The organism is Alphaproteobacteria bacterium (genome assembly GCA_040220875.1).
In the GTDB taxonomy this organism is placed as follows: Bacteria; Pseudomonadota; Alphaproteobacteria; order JAVJVX01; family JAVJVX01; genus JAVJVX01.
This window is the reverse complement of sequence record JAVJVX010000006.1, coordinates 442,287-455,157: the sequence shown is the minus strand read 5'-3', so window position 1 is coordinate 455,157 and position 12,871 is coordinate 442,287. Positions and strand designations below refer to the sequence as shown.

Annotated in this window: 15 protein-coding genes; 12 read left to right on the top strand and 3 right to left on the bottom strand. The window is 66.0% G+C overall.

Annotated elements, in window-relative coordinates:
* Nucleotides 1-8 precede the first annotated feature (8 nt).
* Together RLQ26_08160 and ddpX are read right to left on the bottom strand one after the other, a co-directional pair.
* Entirely contained in the window at nt 9-1,109 is a 1,101-nt protein-coding gene (locus RLQ26_08160; GenBank protein MEQ9088699.1) for a polysaccharide deacetylase family protein, read from the bottom strand.
* Nucleotides 1,110-1,167: 58 nt separating this feature from the next.
* Nucleotides 1,168-1,749 carry a D-alanyl-D-alanine dipeptidase gene (gene ddpX, locus RLQ26_08155; protein ID MEQ9088698.1) on the bottom strand — a complete coding sequence of 194 codons (582 nt, stop codon included), beginning with the start codon at nt 1,747-1,749 and terminating at the stop codon, nt 1,168-1,170.
* Nucleotides 1,750-1,906: 157 nt separating this feature from the next.
* Between ddpX and tsaB the strand changes: the two genes are divergently transcribed.
* Nucleotides 1,907-2,584 (top strand): tRNA (adenosine(37)-N6)-threonylcarbamoyltransferase complex dimerization subunit type 1 TsaB, encoded by a 678-nt coding sequence (gene tsaB, locus RLQ26_08150; protein ID MEQ9088697.1) that lies wholly within the window; start codon nt 1,907-1,909, stop codon nt 2,582-2,584.
* A 1-nt stretch (nt 2,585) separates the two neighbouring features.
* Nucleotides 2,586-3,056, top strand: a complete 471-nt coding sequence (rimI, locus tag RLQ26_08145; GenBank protein ID MEQ9088696.1) for a ribosomal protein S18-alanine N-acetyltransferase — start codon at nt 2,586-2,588, stop codon at nt 3,054-3,056.
* A 26-nt stretch (nt 3,057-3,082) separates the two neighbouring features.
* Here the strand turns inward: rimI and RLQ26_08140 are convergent, their stop codons facing one another.
* On the bottom strand, nt 3,083-3,331 hold the full coding sequence (locus RLQ26_08140; protein MEQ9088695.1) for a sulfurtransferase TusA family protein: 249 nt from the start codon (nt 3,329-3,331) through the stop codon (nt 3,083-3,085).
* Nucleotides 3,332-3,569: 238 nt separating this feature from the next.
* Here RLQ26_08140 and RLQ26_08135 point away from each other — a divergent pair, with 238 nt between their 5' ends.
* The 10 genes from RLQ26_08135 (at nt 3,570) to RLQ26_08090 (ending at nt 12,827) form a co-directional block, all read left to right on the top strand.
* Nucleotides 3,570-3,986, top strand: a complete 417-nt coding sequence (locus tag RLQ26_08135; protein ID MEQ9088694.1) for a MucR family transcriptional regulator — start codon at nt 3,570-3,572, stop codon at nt 3,984-3,986.
* Between the two features lie 220 nt (nt 3,987-4,206).
* Nucleotides 4,207-4,632, top strand: a complete 426-nt coding sequence (locus tag RLQ26_08130) for a Fur family transcriptional regulator (protein MEQ9088693.1) — start codon at nt 4,207-4,209, stop codon at nt 4,630-4,632.
* Nucleotides 4,633-4,759: 127 nt separating this feature from the next.
* A complete protein-coding gene (locus RLQ26_08125; protein MEQ9088692.1) occupies nt 4,760-5,656 on the top strand; it encodes a GNAT family N-acyltransferase in 897 nt (298 codons plus the stop codon).
* Between the two features lie 9 nt (nt 5,657-5,665).
* Nucleotides 5,666-6,481, top strand: a complete 816-nt coding sequence (locus tag RLQ26_08120; protein ID MEQ9088691.1) for a lysophospholipid acyltransferase family protein — start codon at nt 5,666-5,668, stop codon at nt 6,479-6,481.
* 144 nt (nt 6,482-6,625) lie between these two features.
* Nucleotides 6,626-8,053 (top strand): tRNA (N6-isopentenyl adenosine(37)-C2)-methylthiotransferase MiaB, encoded by a 1,428-nt coding sequence (gene miaB / locus RLQ26_08115; protein MEQ9088690.1) that lies wholly within the window; start codon nt 6,626-6,628, stop codon nt 8,051-8,053.
* A gap of 128 nt (nt 8,054-8,181) precedes the next feature.
* Nucleotides 8,182-9,138, top strand: coding sequence for a PhoH family protein (locus tag RLQ26_08110; GenBank protein MEQ9088689.1), 957 nt, complete (start codon nt 8,182-8,184; stop codon nt 9,136-9,138).
* 41 nt (nt 9,139-9,179) lie between these two features.
* A complete protein-coding gene (ybeY, locus tag RLQ26_08105) occupies nt 9,180-9,665 on the top strand; it encodes an rRNA maturation RNase YbeY (protein ID MEQ9088688.1) in 486 nt (161 codons plus the stop codon).
* Nucleotides 9,662-10,585 carry a hemolysin family protein gene (locus tag RLQ26_08100; GenBank protein MEQ9088687.1) on the top strand — a complete coding sequence of 308 codons (924 nt, stop codon included), beginning with the start codon at nt 9,662-9,664 and terminating at the stop codon, nt 10,583-10,585. Before ybeY ends, RLQ26_08100 begins: the two co-directional genes overlap by 4 nt.
* A complete protein-coding gene (gene lnt / locus RLQ26_08095) occupies nt 10,582-12,222 on the top strand; it encodes an apolipoprotein N-acyltransferase (protein ID MEQ9088686.1) in 1,641 nt (546 codons plus the stop codon). The genes RLQ26_08100 and lnt overlap by 4 nt, the downstream gene beginning before the upstream one ends.
* Nucleotides 12,223-12,410: 188 nt before the next feature.
* Nucleotides 12,411-12,827 (top strand): helix-turn-helix transcriptional regulator, encoded by a 417-nt coding sequence (locus RLQ26_08090; protein ID MEQ9088685.1) that lies wholly within the window; start codon nt 12,411-12,413, stop codon nt 12,825-12,827.
* Nucleotides 12,828-12,871 lie beyond the last annotated feature (44 nt).

Below are 12,871 nucleotides of genomic sequence, written 5' to 3'. Positions count from 1 at the left end.
CGTCCCGGCTAGTCCGCGTCCTCCGCCGGGCCGGGCGCGCCGGCTTCGGCCGGGACGTAAAACTGGATGCCGAACCAGCGCCAGCGTCGATCCGGTCCCGGCAGGGTGCAATTGATTCGCGCCCGCCCGGCCGGGAACGGTGCCGCCACGCGCACTTCGATCCGCCGATCGCCAAGAACCTCGAGCGCGGCCTGACCCTGGCCTGAGGCGTAGCAGGCCAACGGGCCGAGAGCGCCCATCTCCGGGGCCACGGTGAAGCCGAAGGCGGGCGGATTGTTGCTTCGGGAAAGCTGGGTATCTTCCGGCGTGAGATCGCTGAGTTTGAGGGGCAGGGCATTCGCCGCCATGATGAAGCGATCCAGATCGCCATATCGTTCATTGAAGGTGAAGCGCGGCAGCCACATGGGGTCATGCCCGGTATAGGCGACCCCTGAATGCTGGCCGAAGGCGGCCATGAATCCTTCTTCCTCGACCACGCGCCGGCTCAACCTGTCGAACTCGCCGTAAGGGTAGGCGAAAAGCCGTGGCTCCTGGCCGAGCTCCTCGCGAAAGCGCTGATTGGAGGCCTGAAGCTCGCGCCGGATCGCCTCGGCCGAAAGCGTCGTCATGTGCGGGTGGGAGGCCGTTTGCGAACCGATGGTCACGCCTGCGGCGGCCAGCTCGCGCAACTGGTCCCAGCTCATATAGCCGGGAAGCCCGGAATCGATGGCGTCCGTCGCGACGAACAGGGTAAGGGGCAGGCCCTCCGCTTTCAGCCGGGGCCAGGCTTCGCGGTAGACCGAGATGAACGCATCGTCGACGGTGATCGCAATGGCGCGATCCGGCAGTGGCATCCCCGATTTCAGATGCTCGACAATCCGGGGCAGGGGAAGGACGTTGTACTTGCCCTGGCGCAGCTCCGCCAGATGGGCCTCGAACTGTTCCAGCGTGGTATTGGTCGTGGGGAATTCGCTTTCCCCGAACCTGTGATACATCAGGATCACCGCGTGGCGCGCGTCGGCCTCGGCCGCGATGGCGGCGCGGCCGGGTTGCGCGGCGGGCGATGTCAGAAGAAGGCCCAGCGCCAGGCATACCGGAACGCCGGCCCGTGTCAGGAAAGATGCGAGCAAAGGCGACCCCCAAGAATGGCGGAGCTTAGGCCCGGCGGCGCGGAAAAAGCAAGGAACCTTAGCTTGCCGCCGGCGCCATCATGGGGGCGGGCAGGTCGCGATCGGAAAGCAGCGGATAGTCGCGCGCGTTGAACAATTGATAGTGCCACCATTCATTTCGGAAGAAATCCCAGCCCGCCGTGGTCATCAGTCCCAGAAGCAGGTAGCGGTTTCGCGCGACCTCGGCCGATATGCCCGCCGCCCCATGATGGGAAAGCGGCGTGAAAGCGTCAAAATCCGTCCCCATATCGAGCGGCCGCCCGGCCTGGTCCACCAGGGTGAGGTCCACCGCCACCCCGCGCGAATGCGGGGAGCCGCGCTCGGGCGGGGCCAGGAATTCGGGATCGGGCGTGTGGGCCCACAGACGCTCCTGCGCCTCGGTCGGGCGAAACGCATCGAAGATCAGGAGCTCCAGCTCCTCGGCGGCGGCGAGATCACGGGCATGGAAAAGGCAGTCCGCCGCCCGGGAATGAAGATAGCAGCGGGGCCGGGCATAGACCGGCCGGCCGGTGAAATTGCCGGCCGTGGCATAGGCAAGGCTGAGGCGAATGCCGGGGGCGGTCGCCTCGATCTCCACAAGTTCCCGGTGCCGGTCGCCCAATCTGTGTGGCCCCTTCCGTGTGACCCCTTCTTCGCTCCCCTATAGCAGGCTGCCACGGGGTATTCTAGAAACGGGTTCGTGCCCCGGTCCCGTGCCCCAGTTCCGTGCCCCGGTCCCGTGCCGGGCTCCTGAATCCGATTTTCGGAGTGCCTGTTCCGTGCGTCTCCTCGCCCTCGATACGTCTCTCGGAGCCTGTTCCGTCGCCCTGCTGGATGGCGGGCAGGTCACCCACACGCGTCACGTGGCGATGGGCCGAGGCCAGGCGGAGGCGATCGTGCCGCTCGTGGCCGAACTGATGGCGGAAGCGGGGTTGGCGGTCGGTGCGCTCGAGCGCATCGTGGTGACGACGGGGCCAGGCTCCTTTACCGGCGTTCGCATCGGTCTCGCCGCCGCCCAGGGGCTGGCCCTGCCGGACGATCTCGCCGTGGTCGGCATCGAGACGACAGCGGTTTTTTTCGAGATGGCGCAGCCGATCGCGAAGGCGGGTGGCCAGAACGTGGTTGTGGCGATCGATGGCGGGCGGCGCGATCTCTATCTGGCGTGCGATCCCGGGCGCGAGACCGTCTCGCGGCTTGCGGACGAGGCGGCCGATGTGCTGCCGCCGGGGCCCATGCTGCTGGCCGGAAACGGCGCCGAAAAACTGAAGGCCGCGCTGCCGGCCGGGTTGGCCGCGCGGGCCTCTCTGCCCGATCCGGCGCGCTGCGGGCCCTATCCCGATGCCGCGGCCCTGGCCCGGCTCGGCGCGCGCGCGCCGGCGCCGGACCGTGCGCCGGGCCCGGTCTACCTGCACCCGCCCTATGCCAAGACCCCGTTGAACGGCGGCAGAGTGATCTAGCATGCGGGGCCGCCGTCTCGAGCCCGTGACCGGGACCTTTGCCAAGGTGATTGCAAAGTTGCATCGGGCAAGTTTCGCTGAACCCTGGACCGCCGCGACCATCATGGAAGTGCTCGCTCTCCGGGGCGGGACGGGATTTCTCCTGCGCGACGGCGGGAGGCCGGCGGGGTTCATCCTCGCGCGCTGCGTCGGCGGCGAAGCGGATATCATAAGCCTCGCCATTCTTCCCGAATGCCGCGGTCGAGGGCTCGGCACGTTCATGATGGAGGCGTTCTGCGCCGCCATGCCCGGCGCCGGCATCAGCCGGATCGTGCTGGAAGTGAACGAACACAACATCGCCGCCAGAAACCTCTATCGGCGCGCAGGATTCCGTCAGGTGGGGCGCCGGCCCGGCTATTACGCCGTGTCCGATCGCCCGCGCGAAGCGGCAAGTCGTGAGGATGCGTTATTACTTGCGAAGTCTCTCGACTGACTGGGGCCGGCCGGGCGCGTACCGGCCTAGCGGCGTGCGATGACGAGGCGCCAGACATCGTCGGGACCGCCCGACCCGCCCTCCGACTCGACCGTGAGGGACAGGACCTCGTGCCCGTGTTCGGTCACGGAGCGAGGGACATTTTCCAGCGGTTCCGCGCCTTTCAGGCGTATCTCCAGGCGATCGCCCGGACGCGCGCGCTCCAGCGCCAGCTTGGTCTTGACGAAAGTGAGCGGGCAGGTCTCGCCCGTGATGTCGAGAAAATGGTCTGCCATATCATCACTATAGGGCCGCGCCCGGCCCCCTGCGCAAGACGGTTCGGCCCCGGACTGTCAAGGTCCTTTTACTGAACAAAATAAGAAAATCCGGAAATATTTTTTTGGGGCGGCCAGTAATATTGCGAAAATCGGAGTAAATACTATATATAGAAGCGCCCAAGCGGCACCGCACGAAATCAATTTACCCGCGAAGACTTGTGGCAGGGCCCGGCCCGCCGCGGACATGAAAGCGAAGATGGCCGATACCAGCAACAAGAACGATCTTTTGTCCCTGACCAGCGACATCGTGGCTGCCCATGTTTCGAACAACACGGTGGCGGTGGGTGATCTGCCGGCCCTGATTCAGCAGGTTTTTCGTACCCTGTCCAATGTCGGCGAGGGGGCGGTGCGGCTGGAAGCCCAGAAGCAGCAGCCCGCGGTGCCGGTGCGGCGCTCGATCACGCCCGACTACCTGATCTGCCTCGAGGATGGCAAGAAGCTCAAGATGCTGAAGCGCCACCTCAAGACCGCCTATGGCATGAGCCCCGAGGAATATCGTGAAAAATGGGGCCTGCCGGCCGATTACCCCATGGTCGCGCCGAACTACGCCCGGCAGCGCAGCAAACTGGCGAAAGAAATCGGCCTCGGCACGCAGCCGCGCCGCAAGCGCTAGGCGCGCCCCCGGCACATTCCACAAATCCCGGAGTTTCCGCAAGAAACGGGAGTTCGCGGCACCGGCGCGAAAGCCTTCTTCATAAGGCGGCGACAAGCGGGTATCCTAGCGCCGAGAGACCGCCGTCAGGATCCGGGTCCGGCCGTCGCCGCCCGGGGACAGGCGGCCGGAATTCGAACCGTTCACCCTGGTCCACGAGACCCCGGTCGTTGAAACAGAGATGACGGACACGGCAATAAAATCCCGGATTGAACAACTTTGCATCGATCGCGGTGTGAAGATGACCGAACAGCGTCGGGTCATTGCGCAGGTTCTGTCCGATTCAGATGATCACCCGGATGTGGAGCAGGTCTATAACCGGGCGCTTGAGATCGATCCCAATATCTCCATCGCGACCGTGTACCGGACCGTGCGTCTCCTGGAAGAGGTCAGCGTGATCGAGCGTCACGATTTTGGCGACGGCAGATCGCGCTACGAGGAAGCGCCCGAGGAGCATCACGACCACCTCATCGACGTCCAGTCGGGGAAGGTGATCGAGTTTCGCAATGACGAGATCGAGGAGCTCCAGCGCCGGGTCGCCGAAGCACACGGCTATGAGATTCTCAGCCATCGGCTCGAACTCTACGTCCGGCCCAAAAAGCCCTAGCGCGCCAAGCTCCGGTCGCGTCGACAGGATTGATCTGGCCCGGTACGGCAAATGCCGACAAACTGTAATATTTTGAAGTTAGGTTGACCGGGCTCGCCACCCCGAACGGAAACAGCTTCTGTCTGTCATGAAAAAAACCGTGCCCATGCCGGCCTTCGCCGCCGCGGCCCGCCCCGGCCCGGCCCGCTTCTCCGCCCCGCTCCCCGGCCTCGAGGACGTTCGGGCCCAGTCACTCGAAGTGCGGCTGGCGCGCGACACGGCCGAGATCAGGGCGGCACAGGCTCTGCGCTATCGCGTTTTCTACGAGGAGATGGCCGCCGAGCCGACCCTGGAAATGGTGGAGGCCCGCTGTGATTTCGATCATTTCGACGATTTTGCGGACCACCTTCTTGTGATCGATCACGACCACCCCGAGGCGGCCGGCGCCGGGCAGGTGGTCGGGACCTATCGATTGCTCCGCCGAAGCGCGGCGGCGCAGGCCGGACAGTTCTATACCGCGGACGAGTTCGATATCTCCTGCCTCGTCGATCTGCCGGGGGAGATTCTGGAACTCGGCCGGTCCTGCGTCGACCGCGCCTATCGCAACCGCGCCACCATGCAGCTTCTCTGGCGCGGGATCGCGTCCTACGTCTTTCATCATGATATCGAGCTGATGTTCGGTTGCGGCAGTCTGCCCGGCACCGATCCCGAAAGCCTGGCTGTGCCGCTGTCGTATCTGTATCACCATCATCTCGCGCCGGCCGCACTGCGTCCCCAGGCGATCGCCGACCGGTTCGTCGAAATGGACATTCTGGAACCGGACGAACTGGATTCCCGCCGCGCACTGGCCGAGTTGCCGCCGCTCATCAAGGGCTATCTGCGTCTCGGCGGCTTCGTCGGGAACGGCGCCGTGGTCGACGACCAGTTCAACACGACCGACGTTTGCATTGTGGTCAAGACGGATCTCGTGACCGAGAAATACCACCGCCATTACCTGCGGGAGAATGACGGCCGGGCTGATCCGTTGCCGGACCGGTCCGCATAGGAGGCGGGCATGTTCGGTGCGATGTTCGGCTCCCACATCCGCGCGGCCCTCAAGCTGACCGTCATTGCCACCATGACGGTGCTGCTGCTGCCCGTGCAGCTCGTGGCGCTCGTGTTCCGCAGCCGGCTGGCGTCCCGCCTGCCCAAGGCGTATTTCCGCTGGACCTGCACCATTCTCGGAATCACCGTAAAAACCGACGGGCTGCAGACGGAAGAGCGGCCCATGCTTTTTGTCTGCAACCACGCCTCCTATCTCGACATCGTCGTGCTGGGATCGCAGATCGAAGGCTCGTTTGTGTCCAAGGCCGATGTCCGGGACTGGCCGGTGGTCGGCGTCCTGGCGCGGCTTTGCCGGACAGTGTTCATCGACCGACGGCGTCACAAGACCCACGAGCACCGGGACGGCATCCTCGGCCGGCTCGAAAGCGGGGACCGGCTGATCCTGTTCCCCGAAGGCACCAGCAATGACGGGAACCGCACGTTGCCGTTCAAGAGCGCGCTCTTCAGCGTCGCCGAGTACCGGCCGTCGGGAAAGCCGCTCAAGGTGCAACCGGTCTCGGTCGCCTATACCCGGCTCGACGGCGTGCCGATCGGGCGCGGGCTGCGCCCACTTTTCGCGTGGTACGCGGACATGGCCCTCGCCGCCCATTTTTGGCGCGTGGCCAGTTTCGGCGCCATCGAGGTCCGGATCGCCTTCCATCAGCCGACCACCATCGACGCCTTCGCCGACCGGAAGGCGCTGGCGCGCCATTGTCATCGCGAAGTTGCCGTTGGCCTGTCGCGGGCCCTGGCCGGGCGTCCTCCCGCGATGCCGGCCGCCGCCTGACTGTGGCCGGGCCCTTCGCACCCGCCCGCCTTCTTGACTCGCCAAAAGCCGGTGCTAGGGTCCGGAACCGGAACGGTGCCGGCCGAGGACCGGCGCGGGCGGCAACGGGCCGCCCGACAATCGCCCGCTGAGGGCTTGGTGACTTTGGCCAAAAAACTTTTCGTCAAAACCTACGGCTGCCAGATGAATGTTTATGACTCCGCCCGGATGGCGGATGTCATGGCGGCGGACGGGTATGACGCGGTCGATCGCCCCGAGGAGGCGGACGTCGTCGTCCTCAACACATGCCATATTCGCGAGAAGGCGGCGGAAAAGGTTTATTCGGAACTGGGCCGGCTGCGGCCTCTGAAAAATTCTCGTGCGGCGGCGGGCGACAATATGACGATCGCCGTTGCCGGCTGCGTTGCCCAGGCGGAGGGCGAGGAAATGCAGCGCCGTGCGCCCTTCGTCGATGTCGTGCTGGGTCCGCAGGCCTATCACCGGCTGGGGGCTCTCGTCGCCGAGGCACGGGGAGAGGCGGCGGGACAGACCGGCCATCTGATCGACACCGAATTTCCGGCCGAGACCAAGTTCGATTTTCTCCCGGAAGAGCGCAAGTCCCAGGGGCTTTCCGCCTTCCTGACGGTGCAGGAGGGCTGCGACAAGTTCTGCAGCTTTTGTGTCGTCCCCTACACGCGCGGGGCCGAATATTCGCGTCCGGCGGCCGATGTGATCGCCGAGGCCCGGCGCCAGGTGGCCGGTGGCGCGCGCGAGATCACGCTTCTGGGTCAGAACGTCAATGCCTATCACGGCGCCGCCCCCGGTGCGGCCAAAGGCGACTGGGGGCTGGGCCGGCTGATCCTGGCCCTGGCCGAGATCGACGGACTCGACCGGATCCGCTACACGACGAGCCACCCGGCGGATATGGACGACGAGTTGATCCGCGCCCATGGCGACGTCCCCCAGCTCATGCCCTATCTCCACCTGCCCGTGCAGTCCGGCTCGGACCGGATCCTCGCGGCCATGAACCGGCGCTATACGGCCGACGAATATCGCCGCCTGGTGGATCGGCTGCGCCAGGCGCGGCCCGATCTGGCCCTGTCCTCCGATTTCATCGTCGGATTTCCGGGCGAGACGGAGGCCGATTTCCAGGCCACGCTCGAGCTGGTCGGCGAAATCGCTTACGCGCAGGCATTTTCATTCAAATACAGCGCCCGGCCGGGGACGCCGGCGGCGGAGGCGGAACGCGGGGCGACGGCGATCGACGACAGCGTGAAGCAGCAGCGGCTGGCCGAACTCCAGGCCCGCCTCGCGGTGCAGCAGCGTCGTTTTAACAGGGCCCTCGTCGGCACTACCCTGGCCGTGCTGTTCGACCGCCCCGGCCGCCGTGACGGCCAGATGGCGGGCCGGAGTCCGTTTTTGCAGCCGGTCCACGTGGCCGGGAATGAGGATTTGTATGGCCGCCTCGTTGATGTGACAATCGAGGCGGCGCTATCCAACTCCTTGCAGGGATGCATCGCGTCCCCGGGTCTCGCGCGAACGGGGCCCGGGCCCGGCAAGACTGGATCAACCGGAGAGAGAGCCTGCGGGTGAGATCACCGTCTACGGGGCCTTCGCCAGATTCGCCGTCGACTGGCCCCTCGCTGCTGGATGCTAAAACGCCGGACAGGCACAGGCCGACACCTGGTTCCGCGTCCGGGTCTGCCGCCGAGCCCACCTTCGTGCAGTTCGATGACAACAGGTTGCTGTCGCTGCTTTACGGCGAGCACGACCGGCATCTGGCCCGGATCGAGCAGGCGCTCGACGTCGGGCTCGTGCCGCGCGGCAATGTGATCGCCATTACCGGGCCCGAGGATGCGCGCGTCACGGCCCGCGAGACGCTCGAGAAGCTTTACCGCCGTCTCAATCAGGGGCAAGAAGTGGGATTGGCAGAGGTGGATGCGGCGATTCGCATGAGCGACGAAATTCCGGAGGCCGATCGAACGGATGAGGACGAGGCGCTCGTCATCGCGACACGCCGGCGCCACATCACACCGCGCTCGAAAAACCAGTCCACATACCTCAGGGCGATCCTCGATCACGACCTGGTCTTCGGAATTGGGCCGGCGGGCACCGGCAAGACCTATCTGGCGGTGGCCCAGGCGGTCTCGATGTTTCTTCGCGGCGAGGTCGAACGGCTGATCCTGTGCCGGCCGGCCGTCGAGGCAGGCGAACGACTGGGCTTTTTGCCGGGGGACCTGCGCGAGAAGGTGGACCCATACCTGCGTCCCCTCTACGACGCGCTGCACGACATGATGCCGGGGGATCAGGTCTCCAAGCGCCTCGCCAACGGCGACTTCGAAATCGCGCCACTCGCCTTCATGCGCGGCCGCACCCTGTCCAACAGCTTCATCATTGCGGACGAGGCACAGAACACGACCTCGATGCAGATGAAAATGCTGCTGACGCGGCTTGGCGAGAATTCGCGCATGGTGGTCACCGGCGACCTGACCCAGATCGACCTGCCGGCGGGTCAGGCCTCTGGTCTGCGCGAAGCGGTGGACCGGTTGCAGTCGGTCTCCGGAATCGCCTTCTGCCATTTCACGGACAAGGATGTCGTGCGTCATTCGCTCGTGGCGCGGATTGTCCGCGCCTATGACCAGCCCGGCGGGGACCCTGCCGAAACTGCAGACCGATGAGGATTGATGCGATATCGGGGCCGGAACCGGACTCCGTGCCCATGCCGGCCGAGACCGTGGTGCGCGTGGATCACGCGGGCTGGCACGGTCACCTCGGCGATCCGGAGGCCTGCGTGATCGCCGCTGTCGAGGCGGCATTCGCCGTCGCGCCGGCGGCCGCGAGGGATCGCGGAGAGCTGACGGTTCTTCTTGGCGGCGACGAGTTCGTCCAGAATCTCAACCGCGCCTATCGCGGCCAGGACAGGCCAACCAACGTCCTCGCGTTTCCGGCCGCCGCTCCGGGCCTGCTGGGCGACATCGCGCTCGCGCTGGAAACCGTTATCGGGGAAGCAGAGCGTCAGGGCAAAGCCGCGTCCGATCATACCAGGCACCTCGTGGTTCATGGTGTGCTGCACCTTCTGGGTTTTGATCACGAAAGCGATGGCGCGGCGGCGGAGATGGAAAACCTCGAGGTCGCGGCGCTGGCCCGGCTCGGCATCGCCGACCCCTATGCGCTTCTCGACAGGACGGACGGAGCCGGCTCATGAAGGCCTCCCGCCCCGAAGCCATGGCTGAGAACCGCCCCTCCCCCGGCGTCGGCCGCGCGGGCGGGAATGGCACAACCGGGCTTCTCGGGTGGCTCAGGAACAAGTTTCGGGGCCGTCAGCCCGATACCACCCTCAGCGAGGCGCTGACCGAACTGATCGAGGATGAGGATGTCACCCTCGATGTTCACGAGAAGGCACTCCTGACCAACGTCACAAAGTTGCGCGACCTCGAAGTATGGGACCTCATGGTGCCCCGCGCGCACATCATCGCCATCGACGAGGGCGCGGGGCTTGCTGATATCGTCCAGCTCATGGGCGATCGCTACCATTCGCGGCTGCCCGTTTTCCGTGAGACGCTCGATCAGGTGACCGGCATGGTCCACATCAAGGATGTGCTGCCTGTCACCAGCGCGCCCGATTCCTTCAACATGAAAAACATTCTGCGTCCGGTGTTGTTCGTGGCTCCCAGCATGGGGGTTCTCGAACTGCTGCTCGAAATGCGGGACACGCGGATTCACATGGCGATCGTCGTGGATGAATTCGGCGGTACCGATGGGCTGGTGACGATCGAGGACCTCGTGGAGGAGATCGTCGGCCAGATCGAGGACGAGCACGATCAGGAAAAGGCGCAGACGGAACGCATCGTCCGCCGGCCCGATGGCAGTTTCGATGTTTCGGGCACCATGCAGATCGAGGAGTTCGAGGCGGCGACCGGCCCCTTTGTTACCACCGAGGAGCGCGCGGATATCGATACGCTGGGCGGGCTGGTCGTCGAACTGCTCGGCCATGTGCCCCGCCGGGGGGAACGGCTCAGCCATGGCTCGGGCGTGCGCTTCGAGGTGCTGGACGCGGATGAGCGGCGGGTCAAGCGCCTCCGGGTCCGGCCGGTGGGCCGGGCGGCCGCCGAACAGAGCCCGTGAACGCCCGGATCGCGCCGCCCGGCGCCGTTGGCGCGGATTGCCCGGCCCCCTTCTTCCGTCTTTTTCTCGCCACGACGCCCCGCCGGGTCATCAGCCTGATCGCCCTGGGCGCGCTCGCGACGCTGGCGCTGCCGCCCGCCTTCGTGGCGCCCGTGCTCTTCGTCTCCCTCCCGGGGCTCCTCTGGGCCCTTGCCGCCGCCCCGACCGCCGCCGCTGCTTTCTGGCGCGGCTGGCTGTTCGGGTTCGGGTTTTTCGCCTTTGGGCTTTACTGGATCACTTTCGCCGTAATGCTCGAGGCCGACCGTCTCCCCTGGCTGGTTCCGCTCGCGGTACCGGCGCTGGCGGCGGGGCTGGCCTTTTTCATCGCCCTGGCGGCGGGGCTGACGGAGGCGATCTTGCGCCGCTTCGCCCTGGCGCCGCTGGGCCGCGTGTTTCTTTTCGCGGGCTTCTGGACCCTCGCCGAATGGGTGCGCGGCCAGGTCCTCACCGGGTTTCCCTGGAACCCGCTCGGCTCTCTCTGGGCGGCCGCGCCGGCGACGCTGCAACCGGCCGCCCTCGTGGGAGTTTTCGGCCTCTCGGCCGTGACCGCGCTCGCGGCGGGCCTGCCGGCCGCGCTGGCAAACCCGTCCGGGCGGCGGCGGGCGCTTGGCGCAACCCTCGCTTTCAGTCTGGTGTTGCCGCTGGCGCTGATCGGCTGGGGGGCGGGGCGCCTCGCCGCCCAGCCGACCGCGTACCAGCCCGATCTGCGCCTGCGCATCGTGCAGGCCAATGTCGCGCAAACCCATAAATGGTCGCCCGACCTGCGCCGGCGCCTGTTCCGGCGTCATGCCGAGATGTCGCTCGGCCCGCTGGCCGGCAGTACCGGTGACGATCGGGTCCCGACCCTGTTTGTCTGGCCGGAAACGGCGGTGCCCTACGCACTCAATCGAGATGCCGCGGCCCGGGGTGCGATCGCCGACGTGCTGGCGGCGGCGGCGGCGCGCGATGGTGACGACGGGCGGGCGCGTTATGTTCTGACCGGCGCGCTTCGGGTAACGCCGGGGGACGGGCCGATCGAGGATATCTGGAACAGTGTCTTCGCCATAGGCGGCGGCGGCACGGTGGTCGATACCTATGACAAGTTTCACCTCGTTCCATTTGGTGAATTCATGCCGCTGCGCGACTGGCTGCCTTTCGAAAAACTGACGGCAGGCACCGGCGATTTCTCGCGCGGCACCGGGCCACGGACGCTGACGCTGCCCGGGGTGCCGCCGGTCGGGCCGCTCGTCTGTTTCGAAATCATCTTTCCCGATGCCGTGGTGGATCGGGAAAACCGGCCCGACTGGCTGCTCAACGTCACCAACGACGCGTGGTTCGGCCTGACGGCGGGGCCGTACCAGCATTTCGCCGCCGCCCGCTTGCGCGCTGTCGAGCAGGGCCTGCCCGTCATCCGGGCCGCCAATACCGGCATTTCGGCGGTGATCGACCCGCTCGGCCGGATCATCGGCCGGCTCGGGTTGGGCGAGACCGGCGTTCTCACTCGGGACCTGCCGAAGCCCGCCAGGGAAATGACAACCTATGCGCGATGGGGAGATGTTCCTCTTTTTGGGCTGATTTTGTGCGCTATGTTGTTTTCGTGGCGCTGCCGGCGGGGGTAAGGGCGGGAGCGCAACCTATCGGGGATTGGTCTCCCAAGGTATGATCCTGTCAGACAACATTACCTACAATAATGTTCATTGTTAACATTTATTAACCATCCGCGCTCTAGATTGGGCCACAGGGGCCGATAACGGAAACGCCGGCCACGCCAGGACCGGAGGCAAGGGGAGGACCAGGAGTCTCGATCATGGAAAGCGATACCAGATCCCGCACCTCAGGACCCAATCCGATCGACGTGCATGTCGGTGGCCGCATCCGCCAGCGCCGGACCCTGATCGGCATGACGCAGGAAAAGCTCGCCAAGGCGCTGGGCCTGACGTTCCAGCAGATCCAGAAATACGAACGGGGCACCAACCGGGTGGGTGCCAGCCGGTTGTTCGAAATCAGCCGGGTGATGAACGTGCCGGTCTCATATTTCTTCGAGGAAATGAGCGCGCTGCCGGCGCGCGCGTCGGGTCTCGCCGAGGAGGGCGCGGGGTACGAGACCGATCCCATGGGCCGGCGCGAAACCCTCGAACTGGTCCGCGCCTACTACCAGATCAGGGACGAAAAGGCGCGCCGGCGGGTCTTCGATCTGGTCAAGTCGCTCGGCGCGTCCGATTAGCCGCGCGCCGCGCCGCCCAGATTCCCGCCCAGATTCCCGTCCAG

Bases quoted from the DNA above. Each gene is read 5' to 3' on its own strand.
- rimI (MEQ9088696.1), top strand. From the start codon at position 2,586: ATGCGGGGCCGCCGTCTCGAGCCCGTGACCGGGACCTTTGCCAAGGTG.
- RLQ26_08140 (MEQ9088695.1), bottom strand. From the start codon at position 3,331: ATGGCAGACCATTTTCTCGACATCACGGGCGAGACCTGCCCGCTCACT.
- RLQ26_08135 (MEQ9088694.1), top strand. From the start codon at position 3,570: ATGGCCGATACCAGCAACAAGAACGATCTTTTGTCCCTGACCAGCGAC.
- RLQ26_08130 (MEQ9088693.1), top strand. From the start codon at position 4,207: ATGACGGACACGGCAATAAAATCCCGGATTGAACAACTTTGCATCGAT.
- RLQ26_08125 (MEQ9088692.1), top strand. From the start codon at position 4,760: ATGAAAAAAACCGTGCCCATGCCGGCCTTCGCCGCCGCGGCCCGCCCC.
- RLQ26_08120 (MEQ9088691.1), top strand. From the start codon at position 5,666: ATGTTCGGTGCGATGTTCGGCTCCCACATCCGCGCGGCCCTCAAGCTG.
- ybeY (MEQ9088688.1), top strand. From the start codon at position 9,180: ATGCCGGCCGAGACCGTGGTGCGCGTGGATCACGCGGGCTGGCACGGT.
- RLQ26_08100 (MEQ9088687.1), top strand. From the start codon at position 9,662: ATGAAGGCCTCCCGCCCCGAAGCCATGGCTGAGAACCGCCCCTCCCCC.
- RLQ26_08090 (MEQ9088685.1), top strand. From the start codon at position 12,411: ATGGAAAGCGATACCAGATCCCGCACCTCAGGACCCAATCCGATCGAC.